Origin of the sequence: Bariatricus sp. SGI.154, assembly GCF_050313795.1 — a bacterium.
In the GTDB taxonomy this organism is placed as follows: Bacteria; Bacillota; Clostridia; order Lachnospirales; family Lachnospiraceae; genus CAMBRQ01.
Window position 1 is genome coordinate 59,645 of the sequence record NZ_JBNPMC010000011.1, and the last position, 21,986, is coordinate 81,630.

Consider the following 21,986-nt stretch of genomic DNA (forward strand, 5'->3'; position numbering starts at 1 on the left):
CCTACGTGGCAAGACAAAAAGAGCAGGAGAAAGGAGCAGCACTTTTAAATGGAAGAAGCGGCGGATGGATCACTGGTGAGAGTGGGAGTGGAAAGAGCGCATATATGGCAAGTATTGCAGCTTCAGCAAGAAAGATTGGAGTCCATGTATTTCTCTATTATTGCGGAAATGAAAACTGTGGGAAGACGGAAGTGCTTCTGGATACGCTGTTATACTGGTTGAAAATGGAGTTTCCCCAGGCTGGATCAGAGATCCCTGACACGAATGGTCTGACGCGAAGACAGAAATTGTTCTATATTGACCGTGCATTGAGGTCCGAGAGAGATGCAGACCGGTTGATTCTGATAGATGCAGTTGATGAGATGGAAGAGGATATCTCTGAGATTCTGATGATTCTTGCAGATGCAGTGATCCGGGAGAAGGTGGAGGGGCATACCTTTGCAATCGGGGTAAGTTCGCTGCCGGAATATTATGAGATGCGAAGTGAAAGACTGTCGGAATATTTCGGAGCAAGACCAATGGAGCCTTTCCGAAATACAGAGATCAATGCTTTTGTACAGATACACGCTGCGCATAGAGGGAAACACGTGGATGCGAAAGTGGTAGCAGAGATCCGGAAGAAGAGAGGGTGCACGAATCCTTACTATCTGTCTTTGGTAATGCAGAAATTATTCATGATGAGTAAGGCGGATTTTGAAGAGGCGGAGCGTCTGGCACCGGGGATGGAAGGAATCTCCCGGTTCATGAGAAAAGAGATTGAGGTTATGCCGGAAGAAGTTTCAGCGTTAACCATCTCCATGCTGGAGGAAGCGGCGGAGAAACTGCGCCTTATGTATGAGGGCGTTGAGAGTGTAAATGAACAGGCAGATCCTATGGAGATTATAAAACTCCTTGCAGTCTCAGAAGGAGGTCTTAAACTGGCGGAGATAGAAGCGATGATCGGGCGGGAAGGCAGGATATTCCTTCCGGTGTTCCTGGAACGTTTCTTCTGTTATCTGTATGATTCCTTTGGAGAAGACCGGGAAGGACGCTGGGACTTCCGTCATAGAATGCTTCGGGAGAGTCTGCTTCAGATCATGAGCAGGGATGAGATCTGCCGTTTTGCGAAGATGCTTTGCGTGCAGAAACTTGAGAATAAAGAACTGGATCAGGCGTTTTTTTATGCGATAAGGGCGAGGGATATCCTGCGGCTTAACCAGTGTATCACAGGAATACTGAAGGATCAGACATTTGATAAGAGAGTACTTATCTTAGAATGTTACAAATTGCTGACCCAGGATGGACAGAGAGTATTTGCAGAGGTACTGGAATCGCCGGAACTTGAGAAAGACGCTTATATAGAACTCCTGTCGAAGATCCTCCTGTCAGATACGGATATGATCTGGCGGGAAACAGGATTGTGGCAGGGATTCTATGGGACATTCGCCAAGGCGGAGCCACTGTCTGCTGCGGCACGGTTCTGGCAGCGGTTATCCGGGCTGGTCTTCTTGAATTATGGAATGGATTCTGAACAGTATCTACAGAAATGGCATGAGATGGTACAGGCATTTGATGCGATAGAGTGTCCTGGCAAAGAGGAGATAGATGCATATTACTGTAATCTTCTGGAAGTCATGCAGGATTCTTCCAGAAAGTCGCTGTGGGAGGAACTGAAAAAGCGATATATTCGATTGGAGTTCAGTATAAAAAAACTTGGATTGGATAAGAAAGAGTATGAGATAGATGAGATGCAGTGTGTTCTTTTCTTCTGGGAGAAACTGAAGGAAAGCAAAGAAGAGGATCAATCGAGTAATTTAGGCGCTCTGCAAACATTGTTAAATATCAATATGAACCGCCTGGAGAGAGAAGGACTTGAAAAATTATCGCCAATCCGTATAAAGGTTTATGAAACGCTTAGAGGACAGCAGGTAATTCTTGTCAGAAGATATCTGAAATTAAAGCGGTATCAGGAGGTCGTAGAACTAACGAAACAGTTGATGTCATATTATGAACTTCGGATGAAACTGCTTCCTTCACTGGCAGAGGGGATGCAGTATGCGAATGTATTAGGATGTCGGAGTCAGGCTGTCAAGATTAATTTTAAGGAGAAATACAAGGAGCAGGAACTTAAGATATGGACACGTTTAGATACGATGTATGAATCGGAGGTTGTTCGTGATTTCCTGGCTTATACCAATTATTCATTGGGAAAGATTCTGGAAGATATAGAGAGATATCCTGAGATAGAGAGAGGATATGATCACGCTGAGAGAATTGTATTCTATTACACCCAGGCGATAGAACTTTATGACGGATTGCTTAAGGATCGGACAGCAGAAGATTCGAATTATTCATATCTTTTGTCCTGGGCATTATATGCGCGGCATATGAGAGTTGCAAGGAGAGTCAGAAGAGATATCTGGTTCTGGAAAGAAGAAAAGTGGGCATATCGTTTTAAAGAGCCAGAGTTTTTCGAAAATCAGATGGAAGATGACTTGAGAAGACTGGAAGCAGGATGCTATGAATTGTATGAGCCGGAGGGGAAAAATGCTTTGAATCGGGAACTTCGCCGGGTATATAGAATCGGGGCACTTTATTATGATATGCACCAGGAGGAAGAAAAGGCAATTATCTGGTGTGGTAAACTCACAGAATGTCAGAGTGAACTGCTGGAAGAACTGACATATGGTGGATGTTGGGTTGCAGTTTCTTACTATATGGATGCTTTAGAAATATATCTGCGGTGGGACAGATGGCAGAAGGTCATAGAGAATGCGGGTGTATGCCTGCAAATCCTGAGACAGATTTCAAATGAATGGATCGAGGAGAACAAGCTGAGGGAGGAATGGCGCAGAACGTCTGCAAATCTGTATCTGATGTTGGCTCAGATTTATCTGCAGGAGAAGCAGGAGCAACAGGTGATTACGTGCTGCAAGTCAGCACAGGAAATGATAGCAGCGCAGGAAGGCAGGTGGGAAGAACTGCCGGAGACGGATGCGATGGTACGTGAAAGATATATGGGCATAGTAGGAAGGCTCTATCACGCTCTTGGTGATGACGCGCGGTCTGCCCAAATCCTGAAGAGTGCAAGAGATTCCTGGAATGAAGAGAAGCAATCCGCACTCGTATTGAAACAGTCTTCCGGCAACCTGGATGTGAGCGATTCCTGGGCGGGCAATCAAAGATATGAGAAGGTAATGCAGAGATATTTTGAGATGCTTAAGATGCAGGAGTTGAGGGCGAAGATTACGGATGACCAGAAACTTCTTCTGGAAGTGATCCATGAGTACCACCTGATATTAGAAAATTACACGACGGATCAAAATGCTTCACGCCGTCCGCTTCTGCTTCGGCAGGCACAGGCATTAGCAGAGTATTATCAGGCGAAAGCGTGGGCAATTCCGGAAGAATTAGAAGATATTCTGTTAGTCAATGAGGAAGCAAGAGACAGCAGGAGAATGCAATATCTGGAAGAACAGGAAGAAACGCTTCGGACAGAATTCCAGGGAATGTGCAAGGATGAGATGGTTTCCGGAAAAGAACTCATGGATAAGCTTCAGGAACTTTCAGATACGCTGTATGATAGGATACAGATCATGAAGAAAGCAAAAGAAGAGTCGCAGGAGATTCGTAAACTGCGTGAGACAAATATATCTTATGTGCGGTGCTGTTCTAAGGTTCTTTGGAAAAAAGGAGAGAACCGAAGGGCTGAGAGCCTGGGAAATTATGTGCTGACTGCGCTGTGTCAGATGAATGAAGATGTGCCAGATACATACGTATCCGAAGAACAATGGGAGTTCTATGTGCTGCTTCGGGAAAAACGAGAGACACTTCCATCTCTTGGCGAGAGTGGAGAAACGGATTGGATGTCTATCATGGGACATTGTGCAGATCTGTGCCTAAGGGCGCTGAAAGTGACCGGGGAAGTGCTATGGCTTGAGCGTCTGCTCTCTGAAACCAGGACATATCGTGAATACATGGCGAAGAGGATCCATGAGAACCCTTCCAGAGCAGAGTGGACCCGTGAGAAAGCCTGGGAAACTTATGACTATGACCAGGAAACATATCTGCTGGCAGGAAAGAAGGGAATCCTTCCAATAGAGCAATGGCTTTTGCCTTATCTGGAATCTGTCAGGGTTCAGTATGAGACCAGGGGAACTCTCGTGAGGGATTCTTATTATATGAAGAGGTTGGAGGTATTCTATGAACTGCAGGATGAGACAGAGGGATATGACGAAGAGATACAGAAGATGATTGATCTGTTCAGCCACAGACAGATGAGGGACGATCAGGATTTTTCTTACTATATGATGAAGGCTGTGCGTGACTTGGATGGAGAGGAAGATATAAACGTAATTATGGCATATATTGAGAAGTTAAAACAAGAGAGTCAATCAATATAGAAGAGAAGTATATGGGTCGAGGATATAAAGAAATGTGAAATGGGGCAGATAAGTTAAAACAAATTTATGGATTGTAGGAAAATGGAGTCGTAAAGATATGAATAACTGAAAGATATGGATAGGTATAATTAAAGTTATGTAGCAGGAGGTGCGTATGAAGCATCTCCTTTTTGACTGTTAAAATCTTTTGGAACACCATTTTTCAAGTGCATTAATGAAAGCATACAATGTCATTGCCATGATGCACAGCAGGCAGATCGACATCAGCAGCCAATCCATCTTGAAGACCTGGCTAGAGTAGATAATCAGATACCCCAGCCCTTCCCTTGCTGCCAGGAATTCACCGATAATCACACCCACCAGGCAAAGTCCGATATTCACTTTCATATTACTGATGATCGCAGGGATGGAACTGGGAATCACCACCTTGATAAGCGCATGAAACCGAGTGCCTCCAAGCGTATAGATCAGTTTGATTTTCCCGGGATCTACCGTGGTAAAACTGGTATACAGGCTTAGAATACTGCCGAAGATAGCGACAGACATTCCGGCTACGATAATCGTAGTCTTGGTTGCGCCAAGCCACACAATAAGCAAAGGAGCCAATGCCGATTTGGGCAGGCTGTTCAGTACTACCAGGTATGGATCCAGGATTTCCGAGAGTTTGCTGCTGAACCATAAGGCAACTGCCACCAGAATACTGATGGCAATTACGAGCAGGAAACTTACAATAGTTTCGTATAATGTAATACCGATATGAAGGAAGATGCTTTGATCCAGCACCATCCCCCAGAAGCAAAGCGCGATCTTAGAAGGGCTGCTGAAGATAAAAGAATCTATGATCCCTACATTGGCAGTGAATTCCCAGATAAAGAGAAAACTTAACAGGATCAGAATCCGAGAGATTCTAACGATACGCTTATGTTTTCGATGCTGAAGAAGATATTGCTGCTGACCGATGGACAGATCACTCATTCGTATTCAACTCCTTCCATATAAGATTAAAATATGTTTTGAATTCCGGGGCGTTACGCCGGTTTAAAGGTGTATCAGATTCCAGATTGAATATCAGTGGTATGGTCTGCTTGATAGATGCGGGGCGTCCGGTTAGGATGATCACCCGGTCTGCTAAAGAAATGGCTTCTGACAGGTCATGGGTTACCAGCAAAGCAGATTTATTCTCCTGCCGGATAATCTGCCCGATGTCATCACCTACATTTAGCCGTGTCTGGTAGTCGAGCGCGGAAAAAGGTTCATCCAGAAGCAGAAGATCTGGTTCCAGTACCAGGGTGCGGATTAAGGCGGCACGCTGTCTCATACCGCCGGATAATTCAGAAGGGCGGGAGGATTCGAACTGCTTCAGTCCATAGAGATCTAGTAGTTCATGGGCGCGCTGGCGCGTTCTGGCAGTCAGCATGTGCTGGACTTCCAGACCTAAGATGACATTATTATAGATCGTACGCCATTCAAAGAGTTCGTCATGTTGAAGCATATAGCCGACATTCGTGGTACTTTCTCTTAAGTATTTTCCATTAATCTTGATGAGTCCTTTTTCGGGAGTGATAAGCCCTGCGATCAGAGAGAGCAGAGTGGACTTGCCGCAGCCGGAAGGTCCGACTATGGATACGAACTCTCCTTTGTTCAGTGCAAAGGAGATATCCGTAAGGGTAGGAGTCTCGCCTTCGAGGGTATGGTATGCGTAGTGAATATGCTTTAGTTCTAATACTTGTTCCATAGGAACCTCCTGTGATGACTATATATTATTTTATGTAAATATTCGGAATTAGTGAAGGATTGCCCTTGAAAGAAACGAAAGAAGCGGTTATAATTCAAAAGTATATATCCTCATATATGTAAGAAGGAGAAGAAACCTGATGAATTATCAGAAAGAACTGGAGAAGATAATCGAGCGTCTGGGCAAGGAAGAGAAGGTGCCGACCTTATTGCTGCACAGTTGCTGTGCTCCATGCAGCAGTTATGTGATGGAGTATCTGAGTAATTATTTTAAGATCACAGTATTCTATTATAATCCCAATATCTATCCGGAGAGTGAATATACGAAGCGGATTCTGGAGCAGCAGACATTGATTGGAAAGATGATGGTCAAGCATCCGATCTCATTTATGGCAGGGAATTATGACAAGGATCTTTTTTATGAGATGGCGAAAGGCATGGAGCATCTGAAAGAGGGCGGTGCCCGCTGTTTTAAGTGTTACGAATTACGTTTAAGAGAATCTGCCAAGATTGCGAAGCAATGTGGCTTCGATTATTTCACGACAACCTTAAGTATCAGTCCTCTTAAGAATGCGGCTAAGTTGAATGAGATTGGCATGAGGCTGGCAGAAGAATATGGGGTTTGGTACTTGCCTTCAGATTTTAAGAAAAAGAATGGCTACAAGCGTTCCATTGAATTGTCAAAGGAGTATGGATTATACAGGCAGGATTACTGTGGGTGCGAATTCTCAGTCCGGCAGACGGAGAATGTATAAGAATATAGATGGTTGATTTCGGTACATTATGAAAAATAAAGATAAGAAATGTAAATTAATACAATAATATTTGATTTTATGCAGAAATGTGATAAAATCGTTTACATGAATTTTATACGAAAGGAAGAGAAAGCCATATGGCACAGTTATGGGGTGGTCGTTTTACAAAGGAAACAGACCAGTTAGTATATAATTTTAATGCGTCGATCTCATTTGATAAGAGATTCTATGCACAGGATATCCGCGGAAGCATTGCGCATGTGATGATGCTGGCAAGACAGGGAATCCTTACAGATATTGAGAAAGAGAAGATTATCGATGGTCTGGAAGGAATCTTAAGCGATGTCACGAATGGGAAACTTCAGATATCAGATAGATACGAAGATATCCACAGTTTTGTGGAGGCTACGCTGATTGACAGAATCGGAGATCCGGGTAAGAAATTGCATACCGGAAGAAGCCGGAATGATCAGGTTGCATTGGATATGAAACTTTATACAAGAGATGAAGTACATATTATGGATAATCTCATTGAGGAACTTCTTCAGGCAATCTTATCAATTATGGAAGAGAATACAGAGACATATATGCCGGGATTTACCCATCTTCAGAAGGCACAGCCGATTACGCTGGCACATCATATGGGAGCATATTTTGAGATGTTCAAAAGAGACCATGAGAGACTTCAGGATATCTACAAGCGCATGAATACCTGTCCATTAGGTTCTGGAGCGCTGGCAGGAACAACTTATCCGTTAGACAGAGAATATACGGCAAGTCTTCTGGGATTCGATGGTCCTACGCTGAATAGTATGGATGGTGTTTCGGACAGGGATTATCTGCTGGAGTTGTTATCCGCTTTATCCATCATTATGATGCACTTAAGCAGATTTTCTGAAGAAGTGATTATCTGGAATTCTAACGAGTATAAATTCGTAGAGATTGATGATGCCTACAGTACCGGAAGCAGCATTATGCCGCAGAAGAAGAATCCGGATATTGCTGAGTTGGTTCGTGGAAAGACCGGACGTGTCTATGGGGCATTGAATGCGCTCCTTACGACAATGAAGGGAATCCCTCTTGCTTATAATAAAGATATGCAGGAAGATAAAGAATGGGCATTCGATGCGATCGATACTGCAAAAGGATGTCTGACTTTATTTACCGGAATGCTTAGAACCATGCAGTTTAACAAAGAACGTATGAAGGACAGCGCAAGACATGGATTTACCAATGCAACGGATGCGGCAGATTATCTGGTGAATCATGGAGTTCCGTTCAGAGATGCACATGGCATCGTAGGGCAACTGGTATTATTATGTATCGAGAAGAAGATTGCATTGGATGAACTCCCGTTAGAAGAGTATCAGAAGATATCTCCGGTATTCGAAGAAGACATCTATGATGCGATCAGCCTGGAGACCTGTGTAAATAAGCGAATTACACTAGGCGCGCCTGGAAAGATGGCGATGGAAGAGGTAATTGCCGTGTATCAAAAATACATGGATGAATATTAGAATAAATAGTATATCAGCAAAAGATTAGTAAAAGAAATGGAGAGAAGGAATTATGGAACAGAAATTAAGAGTAGGTATCTTAGGAGCAACAGGAATGGTTGGACAGCGTTTTATCTCACTGCTTGAAGACCATCCATGGTTCGAGGTTGTAACGGTGGCAGCAAGCCCAAGATCAGCAGGAAAGACATATGAAGAAGCTGTGGGCGGCCGCTGGAAGATGACAACACCAATGCCAGAAGCAGTAAAGAATCTGGTAGTGCTGAATGTAAATGAAGTAGAGAAGGTTGCGTCAACGGTTGATTTCGTATTCAGTGCAGTTGATATGACAAAAGAAGAGATTAAAGCAATCGAAGAAGAATATGCGAAGACAGAGACTCCGGTTGTATCCAATAACAGCGCACATCGCTGGACACCGGATGTGCCGATGGTAGTACCGGAAATCAATGCAGAACATTTTGAAGTGATTAAGTCTCAGAAGGAACGTCTTGGAACAACTCGTGGATTCATCGCAGTAAAACCGAACTGCTCTATCCAGAGTTATGCGCCATGTCTTGCAGCATGGAAAGAATTCGGACCAAAAGAAGTAGTAGCAACAACATATCAGGCAATCTCAGGAGCAGGAAAGACCTTCAAAGACTGGCCGGAGATGGTAGAGAATATTATCCCATATATCGGCGGTGAGGAAGAGAAGAGCGAGCAGGAGCCATTACGTGTATTAGGTAAAGTAGAGAATGGACAGATTGTGAAGGCAGAACTTCCGAAGATTACTTGTCAGTGTGTTCGTGTACCTGTATTGAATGGTCATACTGCTGCAGTATTCATCAACTTTGAGAAGAAGCCAACCAAAGAACAGTTAATTGAGAAACTGGTGAATTATAAGGGATTCCCACAGGAAGCAGAACTGCCAAGTGCTCCGAAGCAGTTTATTCAGTATCTGGAGGAGGATAACCGTCCTCAGGTGAATCTGGATGTGGACTATGAAAAGGGCATGGGCGTATCAATTGGACGTCTGAGAGAAGACAGCATGTTCGATTATAAGTTCATTGGATTGTCCCATAATACGGTTCGTGGTGCGGCTGGCGGAGCTGTGCTTTGTGCAGAGGCATTGACGGCAAAAGGATATATTCAGGCTAAGTAAGAATTTTTTGGAGAAAATTAGTTGGCGTAGGTGTACGGCGTGGGGGTGAATCTTGGGTGGTTGGCAGCCGCCCAAGGCTCACCCCCGCGCCTGTCTTCCTTAACATGATTTTTACAATATCTTTTATTCTTCCTTCTTTCATTTCCTCTTATCAGGTGGTAAAATAAAAAGAGAGTTATAAAAAAGTGCGAGGTACCAGATATGGACAAAGAGATTCTAAATTATACCCAAAACAGAGAACTATCATGGCTTAAATTCAACAAACGAGTATTAGAGGAGGCACAGGACCCGTCTGTTCCGCTTCTGGAGCGCATGAAGTTCGTGGCGATATTCACCAGCAATCTGGATGAGTTCTTTATGATTCGTGTCGGAAGCCTGTTCGATATGGCACATACGGATGCGAATACGAAGGACAGCCGTTCCGGCATGACACCAAAAGAGCAGCTTCAGAAGATATTTGAGGAGGTTGCGCCTCTTTATAAAGAGAGAGATAAGACATACGCTGAGATTAAGAAGCAGCTTAGTCCATATGGAGTATGTGGACTTGGGTTTAAAGAATTAGAGCAGGATGAGAAGAAGTATGTGAAGAAATATTTTAAAGACCAGATCCTGCCGATTCTGTCCCCGCAGATCGTGGATGCAAACCATCCATTTCCGCATCTTTTGAATAAGGACATCTATGTAACGGCGAATCTGAAACTGAAAGAGAAATCCAATGCTAAAAATGTGCTTGGAATTGTTCCGGTTCCGAAATTTGTATCGGATGTGCTTTATCTTCCGGGACATGATATCCGATATATCCGTATGGAGAAAGTCATTATGGAGCATCTGGATCTTGTCTTTGCACAGTATGAAGTGTCAGATGCGAATTATATCTGCGTGACAAGGAATGCAGATATCGCACCGGATGATGAGGCGTTGGAGGTCAATGATGATTTTCGCTATCTCATGAAAGAGACTCTTCATAAACGCCGCAGAATGTCCGTAGTGCGTCTGGAGATTGCGGAAAAATTAAAACCGGATATGGAGGCATATTTCTGTGAGAAATTCCATATCGAGCCGAATCAGATCTTCCGTACGAAGATGCCGATGAAGTTAGATTATGTGTTTGCAATCAGCAGCAATCTGCCGGAATCTATGAAGCGTTCACTGATCTATTCGCCGTTTTCACCGCAGAATTCTCCGCGTGTGCAGGATAGCAGTGTGATGAAGCAGGTGAAGAAGAAGGATGTCCTGCTGTTCTATCCATACGAGAGTATGAATCCGTTCCTGAAGATGATCAAAGAAGCATCGGTTGATCCGAATGTTATGACGATTAAGATTACGATCTACCGATTGGCTAAGAAGGCACGTCTGGTTGAGTATTTATGTGCGGCGGCAGAGAATGGAAAAGAAGTTACTGTTTTGATAGAGTTAAGAGCAAGATTCGATGAACAGAACAATATCGACTGGTCTGAGCGTCTGGAAGAAGCGGGATGCCGTGTGATCTATGGATTTGAAGGATATAAAGTACATTCGAAGATCTGTCTGATTACATATCGGAACCGGAATGAGATTCAGTATATCACGCAGATTGGAACCGGTAACTATAATGAGAAGACCGCGGCAATGTATACGGATCTGTCATTAATGACAGGTAACCAGGCAATAGGCAGAGATGCAGCGGAGTTTTTCAAGAATATGTCGATTGGTAACTTAAGTGGCAATTATGACCATCTGATCGTGTCTCCGACGAGTCTGAAGCAGAAGGTTCTTTATCTGATGGATGAGGAGATTCAGAAGGGAAGCAGCGGACGGATTATTATGAAGATGAATTCGCTTACGGATGTAGATTTTATCAAGAAAGTGTCAGAAGCATCCAAGGCGGGAGTTAAGATAGACTTGATTGTAAGAGGAATCTGCTGTATACTTCCAGGAGTACCGGGTTATACAGATAATTTAAGAGTTATGAGCGTTGTGGGAAGATATCTGGAACATCCTCGTATCTTTAGTTTTGGCACGGGAGCAGAGCAGAAGATCTATATCGGTTCCGCAGATATGATGACGAGAAATACGGAGAAGCGTGTGGAGGTTGCCTGCCCGGTATTGGATGAGGATATTAAGAAGCAGATCAATCATTACCTGAAAGTAATGCTTGCAGATAATATCAAGTCCAGAGTACTGTTAAGTGACGGTACATTCGTGAAGAAGAAAGCATCTGAGCCAATGATAGATTCTCAGGCAGTATTCATGGAGGAGGCGATTCATGCCAAGAAGGAGACTCCGGAGAAAGAAAGGACGCTTGGGGATTGGTTTAAGAGGCTTTTGAAGAGTAAAAGGAGTTAGATAATATCTATGGGGAAATCACTTTATATTGCTGAGAAACCCAGTGTGGCACAGGAATTTGCCAAGGCACTGAAGATAAAGGCTAGAAGACAAGACGGATACCTGGAGTCAGAGGAAGCAATCGTTACCTGGTGTGTCGGACATCTGGTAACCATGAGTTATCCGGAAGAATATGATCCGAATCTAAAAAGGTGGAGCCTTGAGACTCTGCCTTTTATACCGGAGGAATTCAAATATGAAGTGATTCCGGCGGTGGCCAAACAATATAAGACTGTAGCAGGTCTTCTGAACCGTAAGGATGTGGAGGTAATCTATGTATGTACCGACTCCGGACGGGAAGGAGAGTATATCTATCGCCTGGTGGAACAGCAGGCGCATGTACAGGGAAAAGAACGAAGGCGTGTCTGGATCGATTCCCAGACGGAGGAGGAGATTTTAAGAGGAATCCGGGAAGCAAAGGATCTGAAAGAATACGATAATCTGTCAGCATCTGCGTATCTTAGGGCAAAAGAAGATTATCTGATGGGAATTAATTTCTCTCGCCTGCTGACGTTAAAATATGGGAATAGTATTTCCAATTATCTGAATACTAAGTATTCGGTTATCTCAGTAGGAAGGGTTATGACCTGCGTGCTTGGAATGGTGGTGCGGCGGGAACGGGAGATCAGAGAATTCGTAGAGACGCCGTTTTACAGAGTCATCAGTACAATCGGAGAGAAAGGGCAGACATTTGAAGGAGAGTGGAGAGCCGTGAAAGGCTCCAGATGGTTCGAATCTTTTGATCTGTATAAAGAGAATGGATTCAAGGAAAGAAAGAAGGCAGAAGAACTCATAGCTTATCTAAGCAATGAGACACCGCTTAAGTGCCAGATTGTATCCATAGAGAAGAAAAAAGAGAAGAAGAATCCACCCCTGCTTTTTAACCTTGCAGAGTTGCAGAATGAATGCTCTAAGCGCTTCAAGATCAGCCCGGATGAGACCCTTCGGATTGTGCAGGAGTTATATGAGAAGAAACTTGTTACCTATCCAAGAACCGATGCCAGAGTCTTATCAACGGCAGTAGCCAAGGAGATACATAAGAACCTGAATGGGCTGATGAAATACGAGCCGGCAGTACCTTATCTTCAGGATATTGTAGCGCTTAAGAGCCATAAGGGATTAGAGAAGACAAGGTATGTGAATGATAAGCAGATTACTGACCATTATGCGATTATTCCGACAGGACAGGGAGTAGGAACACTTGGCTCATTGTCACATTTGTCAAGCCAGGTGTATGATGTGATCGTGCGAAGATTCTTAAGCATCTTTTATCCTCCGGCGGTATATCAGAAGGTAGCAATCGTTACTAAGATGAAAGAAGAGTCCTTCTTCTCAAGTTTTAAAGTGTTGGCAGAAGAAGGATATCTGAAGGTTGCGGGCATTCCGGGAAAGAAGAATTCCGGAACCGAAGAGGATAGTAATGCAGAGGAGAAAGATACGGATGCGGCATTTTTCCAGAAGATACAGGCTTTGAAAAAAGGAATGATACTGGAGGTGCAGTCATTGGATATCAAAGAAGGCAAGACTTCTCCGCCGAAGCGTTATAATTCTGGTTCTTTGATTCTTGCAATGGAGAATGCAGGGCAGTTGATTGAAGATGAGGAATTGCGGGCGCAGATAAAAGGAAGCGGTATCGGAACCAGTGCAACCCGTGGTGAGATTCTGAAGAAGCTTTTTCACAATAAGTATCTGGCATTGAATAAAAAGACGCAGATTGTAACACCAACGATGTTGGGAGAGATGATCTTTGATGTGGTGGAGCATTCTATTAAGTCGCTGTTGAACCCGGAACTGACAGCCAGTTGGGAGAAGGGACTGACTTATGTGGCAGATGGCGAGATTACGCCGGATGAATATATGCAGAAACTGGATCATTTTATTATGAGCAGGACTCAGGGAGTAAAAGGATTATATAACCAGAACCAGCTTCGAGCCTGTTATGATAAAGTGGCACAGTATTATAAAAAGCCGACGAAAGGAAGGAATGCGTCCAAATCATAAGAGATAGATATGTAGGCAAAAAATAACCAATAAGAGAGGAGAACAGATATCATGAAAGGATTAACAATAGCAGAATTGTATACGCTGGAGGAGACAATCGCAAAGGATATCTTCGAGGGAGCAACTTATCCATGGGAGGTTCTTCCGAAGATCAGTGCATTCATTCTTCAGTTAGGTGCAACGCTTCCGGAAGAAGAATATGACAAGGTAGGAGAGGATGTATGGATCGCCAAATCTGCGAAAGTCTTCGAATCAGCATATATTCACGGACCGGCAATCATTGGAAAGAATGCAGAGGTAAGACACTGCGCATTCATCCGTGGCAATGCGATTGTAGGCGAAGGAGCAGTTGTTGGGAATTCTACAGAGTTGAAGAATGTCATCCTGTTTAATAAAGTGCAGGTTCCACACTATAATTATGTGGGGGATTCTATACTGGGATACAAGGCACATATGGGTGCAGGCTCTATCACATCCAATGTAAAATCCGATAAGAAACTGGTAGTAGTGAAGACCCCGGAAGGCAATATTGAGACAGGCATTAAGAAATTCGGCGCTATGCTGGGAGACGAAGTTGAAGTAGGCTGCGGAACAGTCTTGAATCCAGGAAGTGTTGTAGGCGGTCATACGAATATCTATCCACTCTCCAGTGTCAGAGGATATGTGTCGGCAAACAGCATCTATAAGAAGCAGGGCGAAGTAGTAGAGAAACAGGAGGACTAGACATGAATAAGATCGGTTTTATTGGAGTTGGAATCATGGGCAAATCCATGGTTCGCAATCTCATGAAGGCAGGGTTTGAACTTCATATCTATGCGAGAACAAAATCAAAAGTAGAAGATGTAATCAGTGAAGGAGCAGTGTTCCACGAATCAATCAGTGACTGTGTCAGTGATTGTGAGGCGGTGATCACGATCGTGGGCTTCCCAAGAGACGTTGAAGAGGTGTATTTTGATGAAGGGAATATCTTAGACAGCGTGAAACCGGGAACCTATCTGATCGATATGACGACCACAAGTCCGATGCTTGCAGAGAAGATCTTCAAGGCAGGAAGTGAAAAAGGATGTCATGTGCTGGATGCGCCTGTAACTGGTGGTGATACTGGAGCCAAGGCGGGAACATTATCCATTCTTGTAGGTGGCCTGAAGGAAGATTATGAGGCATGTATGCCGTTATTTGAGGCAATGGGAACCAATATCAATTACCAGGGAACTGCCGGATGCGGACAGCATGCCAAACTTGCCAATCAGATTATGATAGCAGGAGCATTATCAGGTGTCTGTGAGGCGTTGACTTATGCCAAGAGCAAAGGTTTGGATCTTCAGGTACTTCTTGATTCTGTTTCTACCGGGGCGGCTGGAAGTAAGCAGCTTGATACCTTCGGACCGAAGATTCTGGCAGGAGACTATGCACCAGGGTTCTTTATGAAGCATTTCATCAAGGATATGCGGCTTGCGCTGACAGAAGCGAACATGAGTGAACTGAACCTGGAGGTATTAAGCCAGGTGCTTGCAAGTTATGAGATGCTGGAAGCCGAAGGGTACGGTGATCTGGGAACGCAGGCATTGATGAAATATTATGAAGAGACAGAGGAAGAATAGAACTTTGGTTTCTTGTAAATGAAGCGCAGATATAGTATGATGAATATAGAGTTGTAAGAAAGGAGTTTAAGCAATGTTAGATAATAATTATGTAACATTTGAGATAGGCAAGGCAAAACATATTGCGTTGGTTGCTCATGATGGAAAGAAGAAAGAACTGGTAGAGTGGTGTGATAAGAATAAGGACATCTTAAAGAGCCATTTCTTATGTGGAACAGGTACTACAGCAAGATTGATCGCAGAGAAGACCGGACTTCCTGTGAAGGGATATAATAGTGGCCCGCTGGGAGGCGATCAGCAGATAGGTGCGAAGATTGTAGAGGGACAGATTGATTTTATGATTTTCTTATGGGATCCGTTAGCAGCGCAGCCGCATGATCCGGATGTAAAGGCACTTCTTCGTATTGCGGTTGTATATGATATTCCGATCGCGAATAATCTGGCAACAGCAGATTTCATGCTTCATTCCGAATATATGAATGGAACATATAGCAGAAGAGTAGAGAACTTCAATAAGACGATTCAAGAACGTGTGGAGCAGATGAAGTAGAAGAATTTTGTGAGGTATAGTATGGAATTCTATGAATTTGATCAGGACAATCTCGGGAAATATCATTTTAGCAACAAACAGGCGAAGAAGACGCTGGAGGCACGGATTGGCGAGATATGCCGCTCAATTAAGCGGGCGATTCGCTTGCAGGTAATCTTGGGCGTGATCTTTATTGTGTCTGCGGTTGTCTTCCTGCATTCCCTGTATTGCGCTCCGTTATATTTGTCCATATTGTGGATATTTACTTGGAGTACAACCATGCTCCGTATGTATTTTTGTATCCAGGGAATGTGGAAGATGGGGGTTCGGAAAGAGCAGCGTAAGATGGTGTTCCTCCGTATCCGCGGGTTGTTTCATGTACAGCTTATGATTCTGGCGTGGTTCCTGGTTGTGGTGGGATTCTATTGCTATCTGGATATGGGAGTTCTTTTTGTTGGAAATATCCTGGTGATGGGCATTGTTCTTGCTTTCATTGCTTATGCGTTGTCTTATATGACCTGCAGCCAGAAGTATCTGCTTTGGTGGGAGTTCGGTAATGACAATGAAGGATATTGGATACTGGGTGAATAGGAAAGAAAATATCATAAAAAGCCTGTCGGGAGTTTCCCGGCAGGTTTTTTGCGTTGCCAAAGCATGCGGAGGGAACTGCTGGTGGCAGGTTCTGTAGGTTGTTGTAGATTCAGTACAAAGATACTGTGAAAAGATATAAAATTTCGTTGACATTGTATGAAGTATGTGGTATTCTTAGTGAGTGCTGAACTTCAATGCGTTGAAGCGTTGCGGTTTAAAGTGACAAACAGGATGAAAGTTGAGGGAAAAATTATGGCTATCAAGTTAGTGTTACTGGTTGTGTTCTTTGCAGTTATGGTTGCAGTAGGGCTTTATTCCAGAAAACATGCAACAAGTGTAGATGGGTATGTATTGGGCGGACGTTCCGTAGGACCGTGGCTTACTGCATTTGCCTATGGTACATCTTACTTTTCAGCAGTTGTGTTCGTTGGTTATGCAGGACAGTTTGGATGGAAATATGGACTTGCTTCCACCTGGATCGGACTGGGTAATGCATTTATCGGAAGTTTGCTTGCGTGGGTTGTGCTTGGAAGACGTACGAAGGTTATGACACAGCATCTGAATTCTAAGACGATGCCGGACTTCTTTGGTGAGAGATTCGACAGCAAAGCACTTAAGATTACAGCATCAGCGATTGTATTCATCTTCCTGGTGCCTTATACGGCTTCTGTGTATAATGGATTATCAAGACTTTTCGGAATGGCATTCAACATTCCTTATACATACTGTGTAATTGGTATGGCGATTTTTACAGGCATCTATGTAATCCTTGGCGGTTATATGGCAACAGCGATTAATGACTTTATTCAGGGAATTATTATGCTTGTAGGTATTGCAGCGGTTATAGGAGCAGTGTTAAGCGGACAGGGTGGATTTATTGAAGCAATCCGCAAGATGGCAGAGATTCCAAGTGATATTCCGGTTACGATGGGACAGCCGGGAGCATTTACTTCATTCTTTGGACCAGACCCGCTGAATCTTCTTGGAGTTGTGATCCTTACTTCTCTTGGAACATGGGGACTTCCTCAGATGGTTGGAAAGTTCTATGCAATTAAGGACGAGAAATCTATCAATACAGGTACTGTAGTTTCTACTGCATTTGCAGTTATTATCTCAGGAGGATGCTATTTCCTCGGCGGTTTCGGAAGATTGTTTGACAATGCGTCTATCTATGCAGAGGACGGAAGTGTGGTGTTCGATAGTATTGTTCCATATATGTTATCCACATTGCCGGATATCCTGATCGGAATTGTAGTGGTACTGGTATTATCCGCATCAATGTCCACGCTGGCATCACTGGTTCTGACCTCCAGTTCTACATTGACACTGGATTTCCTGAAAGACAATGTGATGAAGGATATGAGCGAGAAGAAACAGGTACGTACGATGCAGATACTGGTTGTATTCTTTATTGTACTGTCTGTAGTAATTGCGCTTGATCCGCCGACATTCATCGCACAGCTTATGGGTATCTCCTGGGGAGCATTGGCAGGGGCATTCCTGGCGCCGTTCATGTATGGCTTATACTGGAAAGGTGTAACCAAAGCGGCAGTATGGGCAAGTTTTATCGCAGGTGTAGGCATTACCGTTTCCAATATGTTCCTGCACTACATTGCATCTCCGATTAATGCAGGCGCGGTTGCTATGATTGCAGGTCTGATTATTGTGCCGATTGTGAGTCTTGTAACACCGAAGATGAAAAAAGAGAAGGTTGATGGTATCTTTACCTGTTATGAAGAGAAGGTAACGATTACAAAGAAACGTTCATTAGAAGCGAATTAGTGGAAAGTGCATGTATAGAGTGCAAGAATAGGCATTTGAAAATGCGGTAGGAAAAAGAAAGAAAAAGAATATTAAAATACATCAAGGAAAGTGATTAAAATTACCACTTTCCTTTTTGTTATATATATGTTAGGATAAGAAAGTGTTAAAAAAAGACAATTTGGTTGATAATTATTATTCGAGTGCCTTTAGTGAGTCAATGAGATTTTGATAGAAGAATACTCTTAAGATGATGCCGAAGTGTACTTGGACGGAATAAAAGAAGGAGAGGTTATTGGTATGAAGAATTATCAGAAATATGAGAGAGCATATTTTATGCCGCCAGAAGTTACATACGATTGGGTGAAGAAGGAGTATGTCGACAAGCCGCCGATCTGGTGCAGTGTTGATCTGCGTGATGGAAACCAGGCGCTGATCGAGCCTATGAGCCTGGAAGAAAAATTGGAGTTCTTCCAGATGTTAGTAGATATCGGCTTCAAGGAGATTGAAGTAGGGTTCCCGGCTGCGTCTGAGACAGAGTATCAGTTTATGAGAACATTGATCGAGAAGGATATGATTCCGGATGACGTTACAGTGCAGGTGCTGACGCAGGCAAGGGAGCATATCATTAAGAAGACGTTTGAGGCTGTTAAGGGGGCGCCTCATGCCGTCATCCATCTGTATAATTCAACATCTGTTGCGCAGAGAGAGCAGGTGTTCAGAAAGAGCAAAGAAGAGATTAAGCAGATTGCGATTGATGGAGCAGAACTGCTTCTGAAATTGGCTTCTGAGACAGAAGGTAATTTTACATTCCAGTACAGTCCGGAGAGTTTTCCTGGAACGGAAGTAGATTATGCGGTTGAGGTATGTAATGCAGTATTGGATGTATGGAAACCGACAGCAGATAATAAAGCAATCATCAATATCCCTACAACAGTAGAGAATGCAATGCCTCACGTATTCGCTTGCCAGTTAGAGTATGTGAATAAGCATCTGAGTTATAGAGATAATGTGATCCTTTGCCTGCATCCGCACAACGACAGAGGCTGCGGAGTTGCAACGGCAGAGTTGGGAATCCTTGCAGGTGCTGACCGTATTGAAGGAACATTATTCGGTAACGGAGAGCGTACAGGGAATGTGGATATTGTGACGATGGGAATGAATATGTACTCTCATGGTGTGGATCCAGGACTTGATTTCTCAGATATGAAGCACATCAGAGAGACTTATGAACGTCTGACAAGAATGGAAGTATATGCCCGCCAGCCATATGCAGGCGATCTGGTATTTACTGCGTTCTCCGGCTCTCATCAGGATGCGATTGCCAAGGGTATGAACTGGAGAGAAGAGAAGAAGTGTGATACATGGACGGTTCCATATCTTCCGATCGATCCGCAGGATGTGGGAAGAAAATATGATTCCGATGTTATCCGTATTAACAGCCAGTCCGGGAAAGGCGGCGTAAACTATATTCTGAAGCAGAGCCACGGAATCAATCTGCCGCAGAAGATGCGAGAAGAGGTTGGATATCTGGTAAAAGATGTATCCGACAAGGCTCACAAAGAACTGAATCCGGAATGGGTATATCAGATCTTCTCAGATAATTATATTAATACCAAGCCGGTATTCCATATCGATGAGTGTCATTTTAAACAGGTGGATGGCATCACTGCTGAAGCAACCATCAATCATGGGGGTGAGAGCAGAGTCATTACCGCTATGGGTAACGGACGACTGGATGCAGTCAGCAATGCGATTAAGCAGTATTTTAATATCAGTTATGAACTTCGGTATTATGAAGAGCATTCACTGACAAGAGGCTCTTCTTCCAAGGCGGTTGCTTATGTTGGTATTATCTGCAAAGGCAAGACCTTCTGGGGTGTAGGAATCGATGCTGATATTATCAAGGCTTCTATCGAGGCATTGATTGTGGCAGTGAATAAGATTGAAGAGATTGGAAGTGCTGATGGCTGCAAAGATGCCAGAATGATCGAGATCATGAATTATATCCAGGCGAATTATATTGATATCACATTGGATGACCTGGCTGAGAAGTTCTATCTGTCCAAACCTTATATTTCCAAATACATTAAAGAAAAGTCTGGAATGACGTTTGGAGAACTGGTGAAGAAGATTCGTATGAAGAAAGCGAAGGCGTTGTTGAAGAGCAGTAATATGACGGTTGAAAATATTGCATTGACAGTGGGGTATCAGAATGTGGAGCATTTTAACAGGATGTTTAAGAAGGCTTACAATATGACTCCAATGCAGTTCAGGAATCAGAAATAAATATATCAAAAAGTAACGATGCTGAAACGTTTATATCATAAGGAGGATATTGAAGATGATTATTTGTGCCAAATATCTCATGACGGGTGACGGAAAGACGGTGCTTGAGGATCAGGCGGTTGCGACCGGAAGTGATGGTAAGATTAAGAAAATCGGAACAAAAGAGGAATTGGTGAAAGAATTTCCAGAAGAAGAGGTCAAAGATTACGGAGATGCTACATTACTTCCGGGACTTTGCGATATGCATGTTCATTTGGGATACTGGTATTCTCAGCCGGATAGTTTCAATTATGGACCACAGTTGATTATGCTCTATGCATTGCAGCATGCACAGGCTGCTTTTGAGCGGGGCATTACTTCTGTGCGTGACATGTCTTCTGCACATGGAGTATGCAAGAATCTGAAACTTGCAGCAGAGAAGGGATTTATCACAATTCCTAGAATCACACATACGGATACAGGCATCTGTATGACGGGTGGACATGCATGGGAGGAAGTAGAGCAGGTAGACGGACCATGGGAAGTTCGTAAGGAGATTCGGAAGCAGGCGCGTGATGGTGCAGAATGGATTAAGGTTCTGACAACACATCGTGCACATATTCCGGAACTGACACAGGAAGAGTTGGATGCGGCAGTTGATGAATGTCATAGAAGAGGAATCAAATGCGGTGTTCACGCAGGAACCAACCCGGGTATCCAGATGTGTATTGATGCAGGATTCGATACCATCGAGCATGCTACATTTATGACGTTAGATCATGCAAAACAGATGGCTGAAAAGGGAATCGCATGGACTCCGACAATTATGGCTTACACATTGCTGTATGATATTTGCAAAGAGAACCTTGAGAAGAACGCAGGTGCTCCTGTCAATGATCCGGTTATGCAGAAGGAGATGAAGGATTATCAGTACTTTGAACCTGCTTATAAAGCATATAGAGACCACTTTAAGGAGTTCTATGATACAGGCGTTACTGTAATCGCAGGAACTGATATGGTAATGTACCAGTCACCGCTGCTGCCGCTTCCAAGAGAATTACAGTACATGGTAGAGTACGGCATTACGCCAGTACAGGCAATCCAGACAGCAACCTCGAATCCGGCGAAGGTTCTGGGCGTGGAGAACGAAAGAGGACTTGTAAAAGAAGGACTGGATGCAGACCTTCTTGTAGTCGGCGGAGATCTGAGCAAGGATATTACCAGGCTGAATGATGTGAAGTTAGTAACTCTGGGTGGAAAGAGAGTGTTTGAAGATGGTGTGCGTTATGTAGGAACCACCAATATGTTCATGTAAGTTCAAAAAGGGACAGGGCAAAACGAAAAA

General features: G+C 43.6%; 15 protein-coding genes. 13 read left to right on the top strand and 2 right to left on the bottom strand.

All coding sequences use genetic code 11. From position 1 onward, the window contains the following. The first annotated feature begins 5 nt into the window (after positions 1-5). The gene (locus tag ACQRBN_RS07300; RefSeq protein WP_427738333.1) at positions 6-4,382 is read left to right on the top strand and encodes an ATP-binding protein; all 4,377 of its coding nucleotides are present in this window, start codon (positions 6-8) and stop codon (positions 4,380-4,382) included. A gap of 177 nt (positions 4,383-4,559) precedes the next feature. Here the strand turns inward: ACQRBN_RS07300 and ACQRBN_RS07305 are convergent, their stop codons facing one another. Together ACQRBN_RS07305 and ACQRBN_RS07310 are read right to left on the bottom strand one after the other, a co-directional pair. After that, complete coding sequence (locus tag ACQRBN_RS07305; protein WP_427738334.1) at positions 4,560-5,357, bottom strand: ABC transporter permease; 798 nt, start codon at positions 5,355-5,357, stop codon at positions 4,560-4,562. Continuing rightward, positions 5,350-6,117, bottom strand: a complete 768-nt coding sequence (locus tag ACQRBN_RS07310) for an ABC transporter ATP-binding protein (protein ID WP_427738335.1) — start codon at positions 6,115-6,117, stop codon at positions 5,350-5,352. The genes ACQRBN_RS07305 and ACQRBN_RS07310 overlap by 8 nt, the downstream gene beginning before the upstream one ends. A 139-nt stretch (positions 6,118-6,256) precedes the next feature. On the opposite strand from ACQRBN_RS07310, the gene ACQRBN_RS07315 reads away from it, so the two are divergent. The 12 genes from ACQRBN_RS07315 to ACQRBN_RS07370 all read left to right on the top strand — a co-directional run bounded on the left by ACQRBN_RS07315 (position 6,257) and on the right by ACQRBN_RS07370 (position 21,956). After that, complete coding sequence (locus ACQRBN_RS07315; protein WP_427738336.1) at positions 6,257-6,871, top strand: epoxyqueuosine reductase QueH; 615 nt, start codon at positions 6,257-6,259, stop codon at positions 6,869-6,871. A 137-nt stretch (positions 6,872-7,008) separates the two neighbouring features. Further along, positions 7,009-8,388, top strand: coding sequence for an argininosuccinate lyase (gene argH, locus ACQRBN_RS07320; RefSeq protein ID WP_427738337.1), 1,380 nt, complete (start codon positions 7,009-7,011; stop codon positions 8,386-8,388). A 52-nt stretch (positions 8,389-8,440) separates the two neighbouring features. After that, a complete protein-coding gene (gene asd / locus ACQRBN_RS07325; RefSeq protein ID WP_427738338.1) occupies positions 8,441-9,526 on the top strand; it encodes an aspartate-semialdehyde dehydrogenase in 1,086 nt (361 codons plus the stop codon). 201 nt (positions 9,527-9,727) lie between these two features. Further along, positions 9,728-11,851: a polyphosphate kinase 1 gene (gene ppk1 / locus ACQRBN_RS07330; RefSeq protein WP_427738340.1), complete on the top strand. Its 2,124-nt coding sequence runs from the start codon at positions 9,728-9,730 to the stop codon at positions 11,849-11,851. A 9-nt stretch (positions 11,852-11,860) separates the two neighbouring features. Then, positions 11,861-13,891 carry a DNA topoisomerase gene (locus ACQRBN_RS07335; RefSeq protein ID WP_427738341.1) on the top strand — a complete coding sequence of 677 codons (2,031 nt, stop codon included), beginning with the start codon at positions 11,861-11,863 and terminating at the stop codon, positions 13,889-13,891. Between the two features lie 51 nt (positions 13,892-13,942). Further along, the gene (locus ACQRBN_RS07340) at positions 13,943-14,614 is read left to right on the top strand and encodes a UDP-N-acetylglucosamine pyrophosphorylase (RefSeq protein ID WP_427738342.1); all 672 of its coding nucleotides are present in this window, start codon (positions 13,943-13,945) and stop codon (positions 14,612-14,614) included. Between the two features lie 2 nt (positions 14,615-14,616). Next, positions 14,617-15,492, top strand: a complete 876-nt coding sequence (locus ACQRBN_RS07345; RefSeq protein ID WP_427738343.1) for an NAD(P)-dependent oxidoreductase — start codon at positions 14,617-14,619, stop codon at positions 15,490-15,492. A 73-nt stretch (positions 15,493-15,565) separates the two neighbouring features. Further along, positions 15,566-16,042, top strand: coding sequence for a methylglyoxal synthase (locus ACQRBN_RS07350; protein WP_427738344.1), 477 nt, complete (start codon positions 15,566-15,568; stop codon positions 16,040-16,042). Positions 16,043-16,063: 21 nt separating this feature from the next. Continuing rightward, positions 16,064-16,612, top strand: a complete 549-nt coding sequence (locus ACQRBN_RS07355) for a hypothetical protein (protein WP_427738345.1) — start codon at positions 16,064-16,066, stop codon at positions 16,610-16,612. A gap of 252 nt (positions 16,613-16,864) precedes the next feature. Further along, positions 16,865-18,394, top strand: coding sequence for a sodium:solute symporter family transporter (locus tag ACQRBN_RS07360; protein ID WP_427738346.1), 1,530 nt, complete (start codon positions 16,865-16,867; stop codon positions 18,392-18,394). Between the two features lie 279 nt (positions 18,395-18,673). Further along, positions 18,674-20,662 (top strand): 2-isopropylmalate synthase, encoded by a 1,989-nt coding sequence (locus ACQRBN_RS07365; protein ID WP_427738347.1) that lies wholly within the window; start codon positions 18,674-18,676, stop codon positions 20,660-20,662. A 55-nt stretch (positions 20,663-20,717) separates the two neighbouring features. Beyond that, positions 20,718-21,956 (top strand): amidohydrolase family protein, encoded by a 1,239-nt coding sequence (locus ACQRBN_RS07370; protein ID WP_427738348.1) that lies wholly within the window; start codon positions 20,718-20,720, stop codon positions 21,954-21,956. Positions 21,957-21,986: the final 30 nt, after the last annotated feature.

Bases quoted from the DNA above. Each gene is read 5' to 3' on its own strand.
- ACQRBN_RS07305 (WP_427738334.1), bottom strand. From the start codon at position 5,357: ATGAGTGATCTGTCCATCGGTCAGCAGCAATATCTTCTTCAGCATCGA.
- ACQRBN_RS07310 (WP_427738335.1), bottom strand. From the start codon at position 6,117: ATGGAACAAGTATTAGAACTAAAGCATATTCACTACGCATACCATACC.
- ACQRBN_RS07315 (WP_427738336.1), top strand. From the start codon at position 6,257: ATGAATTATCAGAAAGAACTGGAGAAGATAATCGAGCGTCTGGGCAAG.
- argH (WP_427738337.1), top strand. From the start codon at position 7,009: ATGGCACAGTTATGGGGTGGTCGTTTTACAAAGGAAACAGACCAGTTA.
- asd (WP_427738338.1), top strand. From the start codon at position 8,441: ATGGAACAGAAATTAAGAGTAGGTATCTTAGGAGCAACAGGAATGGTT.
- ppk1 (WP_427738340.1), top strand. From the start codon at position 9,728: ATGGACAAAGAGATTCTAAATTATACCCAAAACAGAGAACTATCATGG.
- ACQRBN_RS07335 (WP_427738341.1), top strand. From the start codon at position 11,861: ATGGGGAAATCACTTTATATTGCTGAGAAACCCAGTGTGGCACAGGAA.
- ACQRBN_RS07340 (WP_427738342.1), top strand. From the start codon at position 13,943: ATGAAAGGATTAACAATAGCAGAATTGTATACGCTGGAGGAGACAATC.
- ACQRBN_RS07345 (WP_427738343.1), top strand. From the start codon at position 14,617: ATGAATAAGATCGGTTTTATTGGAGTTGGAATCATGGGCAAATCCATG.
- ACQRBN_RS07350 (WP_427738344.1), top strand. From the start codon at position 15,566: ATGTTAGATAATAATTATGTAACATTTGAGATAGGCAAGGCAAAACAT.
- ACQRBN_RS07355 (WP_427738345.1), top strand. From the start codon at position 16,064: ATGGAATTCTATGAATTTGATCAGGACAATCTCGGGAAATATCATTTT.
- ACQRBN_RS07360 (WP_427738346.1), top strand. From the start codon at position 16,865: ATGGCTATCAAGTTAGTGTTACTGGTTGTGTTCTTTGCAGTTATGGTT.
- ACQRBN_RS07365 (WP_427738347.1), top strand. From the start codon at position 18,674: ATGAAGAATTATCAGAAATATGAGAGAGCATATTTTATGCCGCCAGAA.
- ACQRBN_RS07370 (WP_427738348.1), top strand. From the start codon at position 20,718: ATGATTATTTGTGCCAAATATCTCATGACGGGTGACGGAAAGACGGTG.